This window comes from Limnospira fusiformis SAG 85.79, assembly GCF_012516315.1.
GTDB classification, from domain to species: Bacteria; Cyanobacteriota; Cyanobacteriia; order Cyanobacteriales; family Microcoleaceae; genus Limnospira; species Limnospira fusiformis.
This window is the reverse complement of record NZ_CP051185.1, coordinates 2,897,411-2,914,714: the sequence shown is the minus strand read 5'-3', so window position 1 is coordinate 2,914,714 and position 17,304 is coordinate 2,897,411. Positions and strand designations below refer to the sequence as shown.

General features: G+C 45.2%; 15 protein-coding genes. 11 read left to right on the top strand and 4 right to left on the bottom strand.

Annotation, left to right across the window (positions count from 1 at the left end; all coding sequences use genetic code 11):
* The first annotated feature begins 149 nt into the window (after window positions 1-149).
* The gene (locus HFV01_RS13720) at window positions 150-2,522 is read left to right on the top strand and encodes a serine/threonine-protein kinase (protein WP_193521196.1); all 2,373 of its coding nucleotides are present in this window, start codon (window positions 150-152) and stop codon (window positions 2,520-2,522) included.
* The gene (locus tag HFV01_RS30700; protein ID WP_071776809.1) at window positions 2,500-2,682 is read left to right on the top strand and encodes a hypothetical protein; all 183 of its coding nucleotides are present in this window, start codon (window positions 2,500-2,502) and stop codon (window positions 2,680-2,682) included. Before HFV01_RS13720 ends, HFV01_RS30700 begins: the two co-directional genes overlap by 23 nt.
* A gap of 390 nt (window positions 2,683-3,072) precedes the next feature.
* On the opposite strand, the gene HFV01_RS13715 is transcribed toward HFV01_RS30700, so the two are convergent.
* On the bottom strand, window positions 3,073-3,597 hold the full coding sequence (locus HFV01_RS13715) for a peroxiredoxin (RefSeq protein ID WP_006625757.1): 525 nt from the start codon (window positions 3,595-3,597) through the stop codon (window positions 3,073-3,075).
* A gap of 177 nt (window positions 3,598-3,774) precedes the next feature.
* Here HFV01_RS13715 and HFV01_RS13710 point away from each other — a divergent pair, with 177 nt between their 5' ends.
* The 8 genes from HFV01_RS13710 to HFV01_RS13675 all read left to right on the top strand — a co-directional run bounded on the left by HFV01_RS13710 (window position 3,775) and on the right by HFV01_RS13675 (window position 12,616).
* A complete protein-coding gene (locus HFV01_RS13710) occupies window positions 3,775-4,227 on the top strand; it encodes a Fur family transcriptional regulator (protein WP_006625756.1) in 453 nt (150 codons plus the stop codon).
* Window positions 4,228-4,512: 285 nt separating this feature from the next.
* On the top strand, window positions 4,513-5,496 hold the full coding sequence (gene accA / locus HFV01_RS13705; RefSeq protein ID WP_006625755.1) for an acetyl-CoA carboxylase carboxyl transferase subunit alpha: 984 nt from the start codon (window positions 4,513-4,515) through the stop codon (window positions 5,494-5,496).
* Window positions 5,497-5,655: 159 nt separating this feature from the next.
* Window positions 5,656-6,381 (top strand): SDR family oxidoreductase, encoded by a 726-nt coding sequence (locus tag HFV01_RS13700; RefSeq protein ID WP_006669154.1) that lies wholly within the window; start codon window positions 5,656-5,658, stop codon window positions 6,379-6,381.
* A gap of 60 nt (window positions 6,382-6,441) precedes the next feature.
* On the top strand, window positions 6,442-7,161 hold the full coding sequence (folE, locus tag HFV01_RS13695; protein ID WP_006625752.1) for a GTP cyclohydrolase I FolE: 720 nt from the start codon (window positions 6,442-6,444) through the stop codon (window positions 7,159-7,161).
* A gap of 155 nt (window positions 7,162-7,316) precedes the next feature.
* Window positions 7,317-7,889, top strand: coding sequence for a hypothetical protein (locus tag HFV01_RS13690; protein WP_193521195.1), 573 nt, complete (start codon window positions 7,317-7,319; stop codon window positions 7,887-7,889).
* A gap of 142 nt (window positions 7,890-8,031) precedes the next feature.
* Window positions 8,032-9,465: a phosphoglucomutase/phosphomannomutase family protein gene (locus tag HFV01_RS13685; protein WP_006625750.1), complete on the top strand. Its 1,434-nt coding sequence runs from the start codon at window positions 8,032-8,034 to the stop codon at window positions 9,463-9,465.
* Between the two features lie 283 nt (window positions 9,466-9,748).
* On the top strand, window positions 9,749-11,473 hold the full coding sequence (locus HFV01_RS13680; RefSeq protein ID WP_006625748.1) for a DMT family transporter: 1,725 nt from the start codon (window positions 9,749-9,751) through the stop codon (window positions 11,471-11,473).
* Window positions 11,474-11,560: 87 nt separating this feature from the next.
* Window positions 11,561-12,616 (top strand): AI-2E family transporter, encoded by a 1,056-nt coding sequence (locus tag HFV01_RS13675; RefSeq protein WP_006625747.1) that lies wholly within the window; start codon window positions 11,561-11,563, stop codon window positions 12,614-12,616.
* Between the two features lie 9 nt (window positions 12,617-12,625).
* Here HFV01_RS13675 and HFV01_RS13670 read toward each other — a convergent pair whose 3' ends face one another.
* From HFV01_RS13670 to HFV01_RS13660, 3 genes are all read right to left on the bottom strand, one after another.
* Window positions 12,626-13,165 carry a GAF domain-containing protein gene (locus HFV01_RS13670; protein ID WP_193521194.1) on the bottom strand — a complete coding sequence of 180 codons (540 nt, stop codon included), beginning with the start codon at window positions 13,163-13,165 and terminating at the stop codon, window positions 12,626-12,628.
* Between the two features lie 53 nt (window positions 13,166-13,218).
* Complete coding sequence (locus tag HFV01_RS13665) at window positions 13,219-14,580, bottom strand: NCS2 family permease (RefSeq protein WP_187758588.1); 1,362 nt, start codon at window positions 14,578-14,580, stop codon at window positions 13,219-13,221.
* Between the two features lie 122 nt (window positions 14,581-14,702).
* On the bottom strand, window positions 14,703-16,031 hold the full coding sequence (locus HFV01_RS13660; RefSeq protein ID WP_046319760.1) for a DNA cytosine methyltransferase: 1,329 nt from the start codon (window positions 16,029-16,031) through the stop codon (window positions 14,703-14,705).
* A 63-nt stretch (window positions 16,032-16,094) separates the two neighbouring features.
* Here HFV01_RS13660 and HFV01_RS13655 point away from each other — a divergent pair, with 63 nt between their 5' ends.
* A complete protein-coding gene (locus HFV01_RS13655; protein ID WP_006625743.1) occupies window positions 16,095-17,204 on the top strand; it encodes an S-(hydroxymethyl)glutathione dehydrogenase/class III alcohol dehydrogenase in 1,110 nt (369 codons plus the stop codon).
* The last annotated feature ends 100 nt before the right edge of the window (window positions 17,205-17,304 follow it).

Sequence of the window (17,304 nt, the reverse complement as noted above, 5' to 3'; positions counted from 1 at the left end):
TGTTTTGGGGATAAATTTAGGGAACCCAGGTGGTTTTCAGGGCTAGTTTAACCTGCTATAATAGCTACCAATCCCATAGTATAGCGATCAAAGTACCGACCTGCCCCTAAAATGTGCCAAAATCTGAAATTTTCTTGAGGCTAAACTGAATGCTTCCTAAAGTTATTGGTGGGCGCTACAAATTACTACAAAGGATTGGAGGAGGATCATTTGGCCAGACCTATCTGGCCGAGGATAGTCAGTTGCCTGGAAACCCTGAATGTATCGTTAAGCAACTCAAACCTCAAATTACTGATCCAGGAACCCTACAAACAGCTAGAAGGCTATTCAACAGCGAGGCTCAAGTGTTGCATAGCTTAGGTTCTCGCCATCCTCAAATCCCGACATTGTATGCTTACTTTGAAGAAGACCAGGAATTCTATCTGGTACAGGAGTTAGTAAGGGGGGAACCCCTAACAGAAGAACTACCCCATGGCAGCCATTGGACAGAAGCCCAGGTAATTGACTTTTTGGAGGATATTCTGTCAATTTTGGATTATGTCCATCAGCAAAACGTGATCCATCGGGATATTAAGCCCTCTAATATTATGCGACGCCATGCCGATCAAAAGTTGATGCTGATTGACTTTGGGGCGGTTAAACAAATTCAGAAAGCAGCCGGGGGTAGTGATTCTAATTTGACCGTTGCTATTAGTACATACGGCTATTCGCCACCAGAGCAACTTCAGGGGAAACCCCATTTTAGCAGTGATTTGTATGCGGTGGGAATGACGGCAATTAGGGCTTTAACAGGTATTCACCCTCACCAATTAGAACGAGATCAGGCGGGAGAATCAATCTGGAAGCCGAAAGCCTGTGTTAGTGACGGACTGTGTGCTATTTTAGACCGGATGGTGGCATCTCATCTGGTCGATCGCTATCAGTCCGCCGCAGAGGTTTTGGCTGACGTGAAACGACTTAAACAGGTGGTAAATGACCCAACTATCCTCACCAATGCAGGGGGAGTAGTCGCCGCCACTCAAGTGCGCCCCCCCTCTACTGGGGGACATATTTCCGGGGAAGAAACCAGACAACAAACGGTGACGGGAACTGGAGGGGGAAATAATTTACCTCCAACTATTGCACCCTCACCTAGTGCGGGTGTGGCGCAGTTGCCAACTCTGGTTAACCCCAATCCGACAAAGGTTTCCAAAGGGTCATCGGTCAAAGGATTGTATGTCGGGGCGGCTTTGGCTGGGTTACTGGTACTTTTGGGATTGTTTGAGCTAGTAGTGCCGACTTTTAGACCTGCTTACTATGTGCGACGGGGTAATCAACTGTTAAACGATGGTAACACCGAAGATGCTCGCAATATGTTTGTTCGCGCTACTGAAATTCAACCTAATCATGCGGCTGCATGGGCGGGTCAAGCCGATGCTTTGGCGGAATTGGGAAGGCACGATCGCGCTTTGGTAGATTATCAAAAAGCTCTGGAACTAGACCCGGATAACTCTGATGTGCTGACCAGTAAGGGAACATTACTTTACCAAATGGGAGAACCCCAGAAGGCTTTAGATGCTCATGAACAGGCGATCGCTATTGATCCTAATAATGCCAGGGCTTGGCATGGTAAGGGTATTGCTTTAATTGGTTTGCAGCGATACGATGAGGCGGTGTCGGCTTTTGATCAGGCGAAGACTATTAGACCATCTGCTCCTAGTGTTTGGCAAAGTAAGGCGATCGCTCTCGAATATCAGGGGAAAATGGCTGAGGCGGCGCAGGTGTATTCCGAAGCACTGGCTACCTATGATGATATTTTGAGAGAACAACCTCGACGAGCCGAAATTTGGGTGGAACGCGGTTCTGTACTGAGTAAGTTGGGCCGCCATGAACAGGCTTTAGAGTCCTATCAGAAGGCTTTGGAAATTAACCCACAGCACTTTCAAGCCCTACTACAAAAGGGCAATGTCTTGTTTTCTCCCCTCGGACGTACTGAAGAGGCGGTGAGGATATCAGATCGCGCTATTGAAGTTCAGCCAGAGTCTCATCTAGCTTGGCATAATCGAGGCTCTATCCTGGCTGGTGGTCGGGGAGATTTTCAAGGGGCGATCGCCGCCTATGACCGAGCGATTGAGTTGCGGCCTTCCTTTGTCCCGGCTCTACGAGATCGGGGGTTTGCTCTCAGCCAGTGGAGTCAGGCGCTAAGGGCTGAAGGAAATACGTCAATGGCTAATGCCAAGATTAATGAGGCTCTGGAGTCTTTCGACCGGGCTTTGAATATTAATCCTAATGACCATCAATCATTAGTGGGTAGGGCGATCGCTTTTAGTCATCAAGGGCGCTATGACGAGTCGCTCAATGCCTTCGATAAAGCCCAGGAAATTCAACCCCAAGATCCCTTGATTTTGGTGAATAGGGGTTTAGTTTTGGAAAGAATGGGCCGATATAACGAGGCGATCGATGCTTATGATGAAGCTCTGAAAATTCAACCCGGTTTCCCCCCGGCGGTGCGATCGAAAAATCAATTGCAACAGCGCCTATAATTCACGTAAAACTCCTGGGAGGGTTGGAAGCTCCGTGATTGATCGCGGAGAGGAAAACCGACTCAAGCGGCTGACCGCCGCCAGCACCCCCTTGCGGGGTGGAGGGGTATGGTTGCCCCTCCATGGAGCTATGGTTGGCTCCGACTCCCTTGCGGGGTAATGTTTGCTTCGCCAATGTTCAGAGTCGGTACTATCCAAATCGCACGTCCTTAACCCCTTAGAGATGTTTAACGATTCGGTTCTAGGGCCTGGAACTAGGACGCATTCCAGGGTAGGAACTTTAACTCTTGCTCTGAACGTAGCCAGTTAAGGCTATAGCTGGTCAGCTACCTGAAAGGGGGGCACGAAGCCCCTGTGCTTCAGCCGGGGGTGCTGACTGATAGAAACTTCGGGAGTTTTCTCCCCAGACTGCCAAGGACTGGGGGGGATTAATATAGACGTTATATATGCGCCCACATTTTCCCACGCTACTATATTAGCTAAAATCCCCAAAAATGTCAAGGGGAAATATCGAGAAACCCCCCTGATAATGAGGGGGGCGTTGGAGGGATTAACCTTTCAGATAAGCCAACATGGTATCAGCATCAGAGACTTCAAAGGGGTCTGTGGGGCAGTTATCGCCGAAGTCTGGTTCCACAAAGATTTTCTCAATTTTGCCATCGTTAACGACCATAGAATAGCGCCAAGAACGCATCCCAAAACCGAGGTTAGACTTATCAACCAACATCCCCATTTTGCGGGTAAATTCGCCATTACCATCAGGGAGTAAGAAGACTTTTTCAGCGCCTTGTTGTTTACCCCATTGGAACATTACAAAAGCGTCATTAACAGAAACGCAGACAATCTCATCAATTCCTTGACCTTTGATTTCATCGTAGAGTTCCTCATAGCGGGGTAGGTGTGTGGAGGAACAAGTAGGGGTAAAAGCACCAGGTAGGGAAAAGACGACAACTCGCTTACCGCCAAAAATTTCTTGGGTGGTTCTGTCTTGCCAACGGAAGGGGTTAGGGCCACCTACGGACTCGTCACGAACGCGGGTTTTGAATACAACGTCGGGTACTTTTTCGATAACCATAGTTTGTCGATGGAGTTTACTAAAAATGTTCTTAATTCAGAATAATTCTGATTTGTCTATTTGTAAATGAGTATTTATAACTATTTTAAGAATGAGTCTGATTTCAAGTTGACTCTGGACTAGAAACAGATATAATGGGGCATGAGTAGAAAAAACTGAGACCAATAGCGATCTGAGATGGAGAGTGGACTAGAGCAAACAGAAATTGTCAAACGGCTGAAGGGGAAAGGTTTAAAGGTAACTCCTCAGCGTTTTGCGATCTATGCTAATCTGTTGTCTCGTGCTGACCATCCCACGGCGGAACAACTACTGACAGATTTAAATAAGGATTTTCCGGTATCTTCTCAGGCGACGGTTTATACTTCTGTGCAGCTACTAAAGGAAGTGGGGTTAGTGCGGGAAGTGTTGCTGGAGCAGGGGGTAGCCAGGTATGATGGAAATGTCGCGCCACATCACCATTTTCAGTGTCGCCAGTGTAAAGCGATCGCAGATATTGCTTGGGAAAAACTCTCGCAAGTAGATCTGAGCCAATTGGGGTCAGGTTTAGTGGCGGAAAGTTACGAAGTGACAGTGCATGGTTTATGTGAGAATTGCGCCGGAGAAAATGCCCAGAAACCGGATGCAGAATAGCAATTCCGAGGCGAGAGCGCCCAAAACAGATGATCGAGGGGGGTCTGATACCAATTGATGGTATAATCAGGGGCAACCGGAGCAAAATAGTAGCCGTGGTGGGCGAACTTTTGTAGAAAAGCTAGACGCTGTGATTGACCAAAAATTGGCTGTTCCAAGGTTGACAACGGCGGCTGAAACAGGAAGCCTGGGCTGTAGGGGGAAGTGGGAAACTCACGCCCACCTAGCGCACCGGGTACGTCACCAAAAGATTGTAATTACTCGCTACTAAAGGTTAATTGAGGCGTGGCCACACCCAACCGCAAACCAATTTTACTAGATTTTGAAAAGCCCCTAGCCGAACTGGAGGCTCGTATTGATCAAATTCGCCAACTGGCGGAGGAAAATGGGGTTGATGTTTCTGATAAAATTCGGCAGTTAGAAAGCAGGGCGACCCAACTGAGACAGGAAATATTTAGTAGCCTGTCACCGTCGCAGCGTCTGCAACTAGCGAGGCATCCACGTCGCCCCAGCACCTTAGATTATATCCAAGCGATGAGTGATGAGTGGATGGAAGTGCATGGCGATCGCCGAGGGTATGATGATCCGGCGTTAGTGGGGGGAGTAGGGCGTTTAGCGAATCAACCGGTAGTAATGCTAGGCCATCAAAAGGGTAGGGACACTAAAGATAATGTGGCTCGTAATTTTGGCATGGCAGCCCCCGGAGGTTACCGGAAGGCGATGCGACTAATGGAACACGCCAACCGCTTTGGTATGCCGATTTTAACCTTTATCGATACTCCCGGAGCCTGGGCTGGGGTAGATGCGGAAAAATTAGGTCAAGGGGAGGCGATCGCCTATAATTTAAGAGAAATGTTTAGCCTAGATGTTCCGATTATTTGCACAGTAATCGGTGAAGGAGGGTCAGGGGGAGCTTTAGGTATAGGAGTAGGGGAACAGCTATTAATGCTCGAGCATTCTGTGTATACAGTAGCCACCCCAGAGGCTTGTGCTGCCATTCTTTGGAAAGATGCAGGCCAAGCGCCCCAAGCCGCTCAGGCTCTCAAAATTACTGCCCCAGATCTCAAAGAATTAGGGATTATCGATCAGATTGTACCAGAACCCGATGGGGGAGCGCACAGCAACCCCCTAAAGGCTGCTGAAAAGCTCAAGCAATGTCTGGTAAGGACTTTGGGTGAATTAATGTCTTTAACCCCAGAGCAGCGCCGAGAAATGCGCTATCAGAAATTCCGCCAGATCGGGGTATTTTCGGAGATAGTTCCGGCATAAGTCAGGGAGGCATTTCAGGTATTTTGGGTCAAAATTTTGCGCGATTGTATTGATAGAGATATAATGTCTGAGTAACAAATTTTAACAATTATCTCACAATCAGCAATTGCAGCAGTTGTTAAATCAGTTAAAACCAAGCAAACCTCATCCAAACCGTAAATGAGTTCACCCCCAGAACGACGAGCGCTAATCACAGGGGCCAGTAGTGGCATGGGCAAGGAAATTGCCCTAGCCTTTGCAGATATTGGCATTCATGTCGCGTTAGTGAGTCGATCGCTAGAAGCATTGGAAGCGGTAGCTGAGTCGGCCAGAAAAGCGGGAGTAGAAGCGAAAGCCTACGCCTTAGACTTATCGAAAACCGACCAAGTTCACGCGCAAATTGACACGATTTCCGCCGCCTTTGGCCCCTTCAATATTCTAGTGAATAATGCAGGCATGGGCTATACAGAATCCTTGGCGAATACCCCCTTAGAAGACTGGCAAAAGATTATAGATTTAAATTTGACCAGTGTTTTTGAATGTATTAAAGGCGTATTACCAGGAATGCGAGAAAAAGGTGGGGGAACCATAGTCAATATTGTTTCCATTGGTGGTAAGCAAGTTTTCCCAAATTGGGGCGCTTATTGTGTGAGCAAATTCGGATTAATGGCGCTATCAAAAGCCCTAGCGATCGAAGAGCGCCCCTATGGAATCAGAGTAACGGCATTATGTCCTGGGTCCGTAAATACTGGTTTATGGGATACAGAGACTGTGGACGCTGATTTCGATCGCAGTTTGATGTTAAGCCCGTCAACTGTTGCCCAATCAGTTGTACACACAGTGCAACTGCCGCCAGAAGCTACCATTGACGAACTGATTTTAATGCCAAATATCGGTACGTTCTAAATGTGTAATTCTGTTATCTGTTAACCATTTCACTTTGTTCTGAATTGTTTTCAATTTATTATGACCATCGCATCGTCAAACAGTTTTAATTCTGCCGATACATCTAATCCAAATGGCATGAAAAATGTAGATAACCAGAGTCGGATTGCCACCCGTCCGGATCGGAGTTCTTCTTGGCACGCCAGCCCTCAAAACCTGGGCAGGAGGGAAGTTACTCAGGAAGAAATGATGGGTGCTGTAGAAACAATTTTGTTAGGGGTAGGGGAAGACCCAGAAAGGGAAGGACTGCTAAAAACCCCGAAAAGAGTCGCTGAAGCCATGCGATTTCTGACCAACGGCTACAGTCAATCCCTGGAAGAACTGGTAAATGATGCCATCTTTGACGAAGGACATGAAGAGATGGTTTTAGTCAGGGATATTAATTTCTTTAGCTTGTGTGAACATCATATGCTACCCTTCATGGGTAAAGCCCATGTGGCTTATATTCCCAACCAAAAGGTAATTGGATTAAGCAAACTGGCTCGTGTGGTAGAGATGTATTCCCGTCGCCTTCAGGTGCAGGAACGTCTGACCCGACAAGTAGCCGAAGCTATCCAAAGCGTCCTAGAACCCCAAGGGGTAGCGGTGGTGATGGAAGCAAGCCATATGTGTATGGCAATGAGAGGGGTGCAGAAACCAGGTTCTTGGACAGTTACCAGTGCCATGATTGGTGTCTTCCAAGATGATCAGAAGACCAGGGAAGAATTTTTGAATCTCATCCGTCACCAACCTTCCTTTTAACTGATTTAATACCCCAGCCTGACCTCAAGTAGGGGAGGGTTCACGAGTAACGGGGGTGGAAATAGAGTCGCGCGTAGGAAAGGAACCCGCCCTCAGAGTCTGTCTGGGAATGGGGGGCGGTTTTCACAGACAAACCTCCCGAATCCAGAACAATAATGGTAGGGGCGCGCCTCCGCGGTCAATTCTCGGACCTCACCAGGATATTAATAAACCCGCCCTCCGGGTTCCGCGGTCAATTCTCGGACCTCACCAGGATATTAATAAACCCGCCCTCCGGGTTCCGCGGTCAATTATCGGACCTCACCAGGATATTAATAAACCCGCCCTCCGGGTTCCGCGGTCAATTATCGGACCTCACCAGGATATTAATAAACCCGCCCTCCGGGTTCCGCGGTCAATTATCGGACCTCACCAGGATATTAATAAACCCGCCCTCCGGGTTCCGCGGTCAATTATCGGACCTCACCAGGATATTAATAAACCCGCCCTCCGGGTTCCGCAGTCAATTATCGGACCTCACCAGGATATTAATAAACCCGCCCTCCGGGTTCCGCAGTCAATTCTCGGACCTCACCAGGATATTAATAAACCCGCCCTCCGGGTTCCGCAGTCAATTCTCGGACCTCACCAGGATATTAATAAACCCGCCCTCCGGGTTCCGCGGTCAATTATCGGACCTCACCAGGATATTAATAAACCCGCCCCGCTCGGCGTATTCCTCACTATAAGAGGCTCGAATCGGCTAAACAGAGGTAATACGCCGTGGGAGAAGCCCGCACCATAGTCTGGCATGGGTGGCGGGTGTACGTCACTTAATAGAATCACCCCCGATGGTGCATAGTTTGGCAGCTTTCTAGCTAGGATAACCCAATGACTCAACCCATTAAATTTGGTACTGATGGCTGGCGAGGCGTAATTGCTGATGATTTCACCTTTGAGCGAGTTAGGTTGGTGGCTCCGTTGGCCGCAATGGTGCTACAACAAACGTTTCCCGACACCGGCAATAAAACTATAATTGTTGGTTACGATCGCCGTTTTTTGGCGGAAGAGTTTGCTGGGGCAGCGGCCGCAGCCATTCAACAGGCGGGGTTTGATGTTAAACTTAGCAGCAGCTATGCACCAACTCCCGCTTTTAGTCTGGCAGCCTATCAACAGCAGGCTTTAGGGGCGATCGTGATTACCGCCAGCCATAATCCCGGTAAATATTTGGGACTCAAGGTGAAGGGCGGATTTGGTGGTTCAGTGAATCCTGATGTCACCCAAAAGATTGAAAGCCTTTTAGATAAGCCTCTTCCAGATGCCGAGATTCCTGGTAGTTTGGAATCCTTCGACCCTTGGCCGGGATATTGTGAAACTTTGAGATCCAAAGTCAATATGGCTGCTATTCATGAGGCGATCGCTTCTGGAAAGTTGACCGTGTTTGCTGATGTGATGCACGGTGCGGCAGCCGGAGGACTGGGGCGACTGATTGGCGATGGTGTACAGGAAATTAATAGCGATCGCGACCCGCTGTTTGGCGGCGGCGCACCGGAACCTTTACCCCGCTATTTGTCTGAACTGTTCCGACAGATTAAAAGCCATACCCCCAAAGCTAATGGAGTCACAGTCGGGCTAGTTTTTGATGGAGATAGCGATCGCATTGCAGCAGTAGACGGCCAGGGAAATTTCCTCAGTTCTCAGGTTCTAATTCCGATTCTGCTAGAACACCTATCAACCAGACGGGGATTTACTGGGGAAGTAATCAAAACCGTGAGTGGTTCTGACCTAATTCCTCGGATAGTAGAAATGTTTAACCTGCCATTGTACGAAACCCCCATTGGCTATAAATATATTGCTGATCGGATGTTATCCAATGCCGTACTAATTGGCGGTGAAGAGTCCGGAGGCATTGGTTATGGCAATCATATCCCCGAACGGGATGCACTCCTGTCAGCCCTTTATGTCCTAGAATCCGTCGTAGAGTCAGGGGAAGACCTGAGCCAAACTTATCACCGTCTACAGCAGCAGGTCAACTTCAGTTCAGCTTACGATCGCATTGATTTACCCTTAGCTAGTATGGATGTGCGTCAGAAGCTAGTCACTGAGTTAGAGAATAACCCTCTGACAGAAATCGCTGGCGTGAAAGTAGTCCATTGTCTGACTGTAGATGGTTACAAGTTCCGATTAGCCGATAATCGTTGGTTACTAATCCGCTTTAGTGGTACCGAACCAGTCTTGCGCCTTTACTGCGAGGCAGATAGTATGGAAACCGTAAAGCAAACCCTAAATTGGGCTAAGGATTGGGCGTTAAGCCATAATGCTTGACCTTGGACCTCATCTAATGATGCCAAGCTAGTTGGAACGTGCGTCAGTAGTTGATGGTTTCGGGTTTCCCGTTAATGACCTCAACCTGACGCACCCTAGTTAGATGCCAAATTGGCGATCGCGCCCCGTTATCTCTAATAACTGCCCAACAGTGCCTAATAGTCTGTCCTCTTGTCAAGTTAAGTGTACGATTGTGCCTTTCCTGTTTTAATGAATGAGTGGACAGTAAGCCTGAGAACAGAGTAAAGAGAAAAACATACATAATAGGGCCAGATTTGCTCTCATGCTTCAGATCGATTCAGAGGTTAATCGCGCTATGGGGAAACAAGACTATCAACCGAAACCCTCCGGTAATGATGACAGTAGACCACCAGAAGAGGTCTTAAATACAATCATTCAAGAGGTGGAGGCTTTCCACCGGAATTTTAGGGATCGGCTATCACAGGATGTCCTACGACTTCAGCAGGATAAAGATCGTCTGATCGCTGATATTGAAAGCCTCCAGCGAAAACATCAGCAGTTGCAATCACAACAATCAGAAACTTTATCCGAACGGGACCTAGCCAAACAACGGGTGTGGCTCAAGCAACTGGCGCAAATTTTAGCTAATAATTTGCAACGGGAACTGATTGCGCGTATTAATCAAATACGGGTTGAATCTGATCAACCTTTGCTGTCAGCGGAGACTGCTCCTATGCTGTCTGGGAGTTCAGAGGCTGCTGATTTAGCTCCCCAGGAGTTAGAAGCAGTTTTAGAAGGCAGTCTTAATCAGACTTTTCACGGTCTACAGCAGGAGTTAAATAGCTATCACAGCGATTTATCTCAGCGGTTGAGCAATATGCAAAGCCTGGAACAGCAGGTTGAGACCTTGCTAGAAACCGTCGTAAATCGGTTGCGACAGCAGTTGAATGCTACCGAAGATTTAACACCAGATTCACCCCGCGTTTTACCGCCAGGCTCCCGTGACAAGCGGGAACTTGAGATTACACATAAACCGCCTCAGACTCCTAGTCCCCCTTCTAGTGTGCAGGTGGGTTTGTTTTTGGCGCTCATGTCCGCCTTGGTACTGTCGCTGTTTAATGTCTGTTTGAGGATTCTTCTCAAAACCCCTGATACTCCCAAAGTCATGTTTGGGCTGTTTGAGATCGATGGGGTGATTACTCCGGGTTTGGGAAATTCTCTACTGATTCTGTTGCTGCGAATGGTCGTGGTAATGCTACTCATGCCCTTTTTGGCAACTTTTCTCTATCCGGCGGTTTGGACTGATATTCGCAGATTTCTGAACTCCGGAGACTCTAAACTTATTGTAACGGTTATCGGTAGCGGTTTCTTCCTGTTTTTGTCTCAGGTTTGTATCTATATTGCGATCGGTGAAATTCCCACAGGGATTGCCATTACCATCTTCTTTGTCTACCCGATTATCACCGTTTTGGCTTCCTGGGGACTTTTTGGCGATCGGCCTACTTTAATTAGAATAGGAGCAATGTTCACCATTTTAATTGGTGGTATTTTATCTCTACCTAACTTTTTTGGAGGAGCCGCAGGTAATACCGAAATTGGAGTTTTAGCAGCCTTGGGGGCGGGAATTGCCTTTGCTGGTTATGTACTACTCACCCAAATTGCTGCCGGAAAATTGCACCCAATTCCATTTAGTTTGGTCAATTTTGCTTCCATTTTTGTCTTTTGTTCTTTAAGTTTGATGTTCTTACCAGATAATCTCGGATTGGAAGTTAACCCCGATTTATGGAATCCCATTATCATCGGTGGGGCGATTTTAGGGGTACTAACCCTATTGAGTTATTTACTTAATAACTTCGCTATTCGTTCCGCCGGGGCTGCACTGGCTTCCATTATCGGCACTTCTGGACCTGCATTAACAGCTTTGCTGGCTTTTCTGATTATTGGTGAGGCTTTGAGCTTAAAGCAAATTTCAGGAATGGGTTTGGTAATTATCGGAGTGGGAAGTATGAGTGTCGAAAGGATGTTAGTTGCTAAACGCAAGGCTTAGTTATGAGTTACGGAACTGTCTTTGGCAGTTCCGATCCTCTATTTTTATTGAGATTTATAGATATCAACTTTTGAGTCCTATTTACACATGAGCAAACAGACCAGTAAGCCCTTTGAGAATTTTTTGAGTAATTCTCGTTTAGTTCGTTATTTGCTCCTGTTTGCTTTTGGTTGGGCGTTTATTCAATTTATTGCTTATTTTCAAACCATCATAATTGTTTTTGTCTTTGCCGCTATTTTTGCCTTTTTGCTCAATTATCCCGTGCAATGGCTACAGAAATATACCAGCCATACTGTCGCCGTTGTAGTCGTGTTTTTAACTAGCTTATTATTGCTCATAGGTTTAGTAGCAACTTTGGGCTTGGCTATAGTTTCCGAGTTGCAACAATTTGTCAGCCAAGCACCAGATTTATTGGATTCTTTTGTCAATCTTGTTGACCAAATAGAAACCTTGCTAAAAAATGCTAATATTCAGGTTGATTTAGATTTTTTACAAGAGGATTTAAAGCAGGAAGTCTCCAATTTATTTAGTTTTGGGACGGCGGCTGTTGGCAAAATTTTATCTGGTTTGGTGGAATTTATTATTATCTTAGTAGTCACATTTTTTATGCTACTTAATGGCGAGGAACTTTGGGCATCTTTTCAAAGTTTTTTCCCATCTAATATCGAGGATTTGACCTTATCTTTGAGAAATAACTTCTTGGGCTTTTTTAGGGGGCGATTAATTTTATCTGTTTTTTTTGGATTCTCTGCTTTTTTTGTCTATTTAATTCTACAAGCGCCCTATCCCCTATTTTTGGCGACTTTAGTGGGAGTTTTTGATTTAATTCCGGGGGTCGGTGCGACCATTGGAATTATTCTGTCAGCCATAATTGTTTTACCAAAGGGAATTTTAATTAGCTTGCAAGTGATAGTTTATTGCGTTTTATTACAGCAGATTGAGGAAAATATTTTGATGCCTAGAATTATGCAAAATTCCGTTAATCTCAATCCGGTTATTATCTTTTTTGCTTTATTACTCGGTGCCAGAATTGCCGGATTTTTGGGCTTGTTTTTATCCATTCCTATTGCTGCTGTAATTGTGGGTTTTGTGAACATAAAAAATGCCGGGGTTAAGCAAATACCAGGCAAAAATGAACAGTAATTAATGGCATTAGTCCAAAAATGGTGATTCTGATAATAATTTAGCCGCCTGTTTCATGGTTTCAATTTCGGCATTAACCCAAGAGTGGGAGGTTTGACAATAGTGGGCAATTAGTAATCCCCATAATTGTTGATTTTTAACCACTGGAACCGCTAAATTTGCCTTAACTCTGATGCTTTTCAGAAAATCGCGGTGACAGGAGTCAATGTCAGCTTCATCAATATCTGAAATTGCCGATATTCTCCCTTCTAAATAGAGTCTAGCATATTGCTCATTGAAACAATCATCAGCCCCAGTTGAGCCATAAATCGAATAGTCGATATAACGCAGTGATTCAAAGGTAACTTGTCCGCGCCACTGCTTATAAAAGTAGTATAAGACTATCCGATCGCTTTTCAGGTGTTTTCGTAACCCATTCAGGGTTTCCTGAATTAGGCGATCGCGATCTTCCACCTGTTGTAAACGTTCAACAAATTGTTGAAAGCGTGGATCACTGTTAGGATTAGGGTTGCTATTGGTTGAATCACCGAATATATTAGGGAAGTTCATCTCTTGTAATTAAGTTCAGAATACAACCATTGTCTCATTATAACACGGCAATACTAGCCACCAACCAACACAAATTTTAATACAAAAATGGCAGCTAAAACCCACATGGCAATAGTAGTTTCCGACCATTTACCCTGGAGAGTTTTCAGAATTGGATAAGCAATTAATCCAGCCGCCAAACCATCAGCAATAGAGTAGCTAAGAGGCATAATAAATAGGGTTAAAAATGCCGATATAGACTCAGCCGGGTCGTCCCAAGCAATTGACCGGACACTAGCCATCATCAACACTCCTACTATAATTAACGTGGGGGCGGTAGCAAAAGATGGAATCCCCGCCAGTAGGGGTATAAATAGCATCGAAAGTAAAAATAAAACCGCCACGGTAATGGCATTAAATCCACTGCGTCCCCCTTCGGAAATACCTGATGCTGATTCAATATAAGTTGTGACCGTTGAAGTGCCTAAAATTCCCCCTATTGTCGTGCCAACAGCATCCGCAATAAATGCCCTATTTGCCCTGGGAAGTTCGCCTTTTTCGTTGATATATCCGGTTTTCATCCCTAAGCCGGTTAAGGTGCCGACGGTATCGAATAAATCCACAAACAGAAACACAAATATAACCGTTATGAGTTGCCCAAAATTACCCTGTAATATTCCCCCTAAACCGACGAAGGCTTGACCAAATAAATCTCTGGGAAATTGTGGTAAACTAATGATACCTTGCGGCCAGGGGGCAATGCCTAAAATCCACCCTAATAATGCCGTGGCGATAATACCCCATAATAAAGCCCCAGTAATGCGACGGACGACAAAAGCAGCAGTGATTAAAATGCCAATTAGGGTAATTAATACTGTGGGTTGGCTGAGGTCCCCTAGGGTGGTAACGGTAGCTTCGGATGAGATAATTAAACCTGTCTTGGTCAGGGCTATATAGGCGATAAATAGACCTATTCCGGCGGCGGTGGCGTGTTTAATACCGCTGGGAATGGCGGTGACAATTTGGGCGCGAATATTTCCGAAGGTGAGGGCGATAAAAATTAATCCCTCGATGAAAATTGCGCCTAGGGCGACTCGCCAGCTAATTCCTTGGCTGAGGACGACGGAAAAGGCAAAATAAGCGTTTAAACCCATTCCTGGGGCTAGGGCGAAGGGATAGTTAGCATATAGCCCCATAATTAGGGTAGCAATGGCGGCGGATAATGCGGTGGCGATCGCAATTTCTCCGAATAGGTCGCCAGGGGTTTCTAAAAAAATGGCATTGGAAAGAATATCGGGGTTAACCGCCAAAATATAAGCCATAGTCACAAAGGTCGTGACCCCTGAAACTATTTCGGTTCGCAGGTTAGTTTGGAGTGGCTGAAATTGGAAAAATTTAGATATGGCGTTTTCTTGAGATGGTGAATTTTCAGTCATGGAGATTAAAATATATGGCTATATAAGGATTAACTAATGCTGCTTGGTCTGGGCTAATTATTCAGTAATTGATAGGTATGGTGGCTACATCTAGCATATATATGATGCTTATAGCCAGAAATTTAATAATAATTTAATAATAATTTAGCAATTGCCTGGACTACGGGGACGGGGACAGCATTACCTAGTTGTTTTTTGGCAATACTGGGATTTTGATGTAACACAAACCAATCGGGAAAACCTTGTAATCTTGCTGTATCTCTGGGGGTGATTTCTTTGTATTTTTGGGGATGATAGATAGTCTTTATAAACTCTTGCTTATATCGTTGATGATTCTGACAATTAAAGTATTTAGTTGCTACAAATATTTTGGTTCCGGTCGCGGTGAGAGTGGCGATCGCTTCGGCGTGCGCGAGATAGATTTTGGCGACTCCGTTAATACCAGAAGATATTTTAGAATTCACAAATTCATAACCCCTATTTTCTACATATCTTAAAATTCGTTGGTCGATAAGTTGATTAAGCTCCGATTCTTGTAAATCATTAATTAACTGTTGTAATGCTGCTAAAGGAATGGGATTCCCGTCTTGGGGACCATAGATTTTTTTGCGCCTATTTTTCAGGATTATATCACAGATTTGTTTTTGGCGATCGCTCGTTTCGATTAAATCCCAAGAATGGATAGTTGTTTGTCCATTTCGCACGTCGGAAAACAGAAAAAAATCATTAAGTTCATCATTTTTTTGAAAGCGACCTCGGGCTGGGGGGATATGGTTGCCAAATAAAACCTGGGGCGAAAACTTTTTTTTGATCACTGGTTTTTGAGAGACTCCTTCCACAAAATCAAACAGTTTTGGATGTAGATTTAAAGGTGGGGGAAACTGGAAGTTTTTACCTTGATTAATGTCTCGACGTATTCCTACAATAAAAACGCGATCGCGGTCTTGTGGTAAGCCAAAATCTGAGGCATTAATTACCTGCCATTTTAGATGATAATTGGCGGCGGATAATTCCTCAAGAATACTCTCAAACTGTGGGCGGTGTCTGGGGTCAGTCAAACCTTTAACATTTTCGAGGATAAAAGCTAAGGGTTGATTCATTTTAATCACTCGAATAGTATCTAACCATAACTGACCTCTTGGGTCATCTAACCCCCGAAGTTTTCCCGCAATTGACCACGGTTGACAAGGAACTCCCCCCGTGATTAAATCGACCGTAAAGGGTAATTTATGAAGCGATCGCATATCTCCCAGGTTGGGTTCATCAAGATTAGCATCTCTGATAAAATTTTGTTTATATACTTGTATAGAATTCGCGGCAATTTCCGAATATCCCAAACATTTACCGCCCCAATTTTCTAAAGCAATGCGGAAGCCACCAATACCAGAGAATAGGTCAACAAAGGTAAATTTAGGTTGGCTAATTTCCAGATTAAATAAGTCTGTTTGCATTTATTTATCCCCAGATTCTGAGTTATGATAATCTAAATAATCATATCAAATCAGAGGTATACTATGGAAGTTAAAGCCGCCGTGGCTTGGTCAGCCGGAAAACCCCTCAGCCTAGAAACTGTCCATCTGGAAAGTCCAAAAGCCGGGGAAGTGTTAGTCGAAATTAAAGCTACAGGAATTTGTCATACTGATGCTTATACATTATCTGGTGCTGACCCAGAGGGATTATTTCCAGCCATTTTAGGACATGAAGGCGCGGGAATTGTAGTAGAAGTAGGACCAGATGTCAAAAGTCTTAAACCTGGTGATCATGTCATCCCTTTATATACTCCAGAATGTCGTCAGTGCGAGTATTGTCTTAGCATGAAAACCAACCTTTGTCAAGCTATTAGAGGAACCCAAGGAAAGGGATTAATGCCTGATGGTAGTAGCCGTTTTTCTAAAGATGGCAAAATGATTCATCATTATATGGGAACTTCCACCTTTTCTAACTATACGGTTTTGCCAGAAATTGCCGTGGCAAAAATTCGGGAAGATGCGCCTTTTGAGAAAGTTTGTTATATCGGTTGTGGGGTAACAACGGGTATCGGCGCGGTCATTAATACGGCGAAAGTTGAACCGGGTTCTAGAGTTGTAGTTTTTGGCTTGGGGGGGATTGGCTTAAATGTAATACAAGGGGCGAAAATGGTGGGATCTGATATGATTGTCGGGGTTGATATTAACCCGCAAAAGCGAGAAATTGCCGAAAAATTTGGGATGACTCATTTTGTGAATCCCGCCGAAATTGAGGGTGATTTGGTGGCTTATTTGGTGGATTTAACCAAGGGTGGCGCTGACTATAGTTTTGAGTGTATTGGTAATGTTCAAGTTATGCGTCAGGCTTTAGAATGCTGTCATAAAGGTTGGGGGGTGAGTGTTATTATCGGGGTAGCATCAGCGGGACAGGAAATTAGTACCCGTCCGTTTCAGTTGGTGACAGGAAGGGTTTGGAAAGGGTCGGCTTTTGGTGGCGCAAGGGGTCGGACTGATGTGCCGAAAATTGTTGATTGGTATATGGAGGGTAAGATTAATATTGATGATTTAATTACTCATGTTTTGCCTTTTGAACAGATTAACGAAGGGTTTGATTTGATGCACCGAGGAGAGTCTATTCGCAGTGTGGTAATGTTTTAATACGAGGCTAAATCAATGACAAGTGGGAGATAATCCGAACCCACGCCTCGATCGCATTTCTCTGGTCTATGGGAATGAGTCAACCGCCTCACCCATAGAA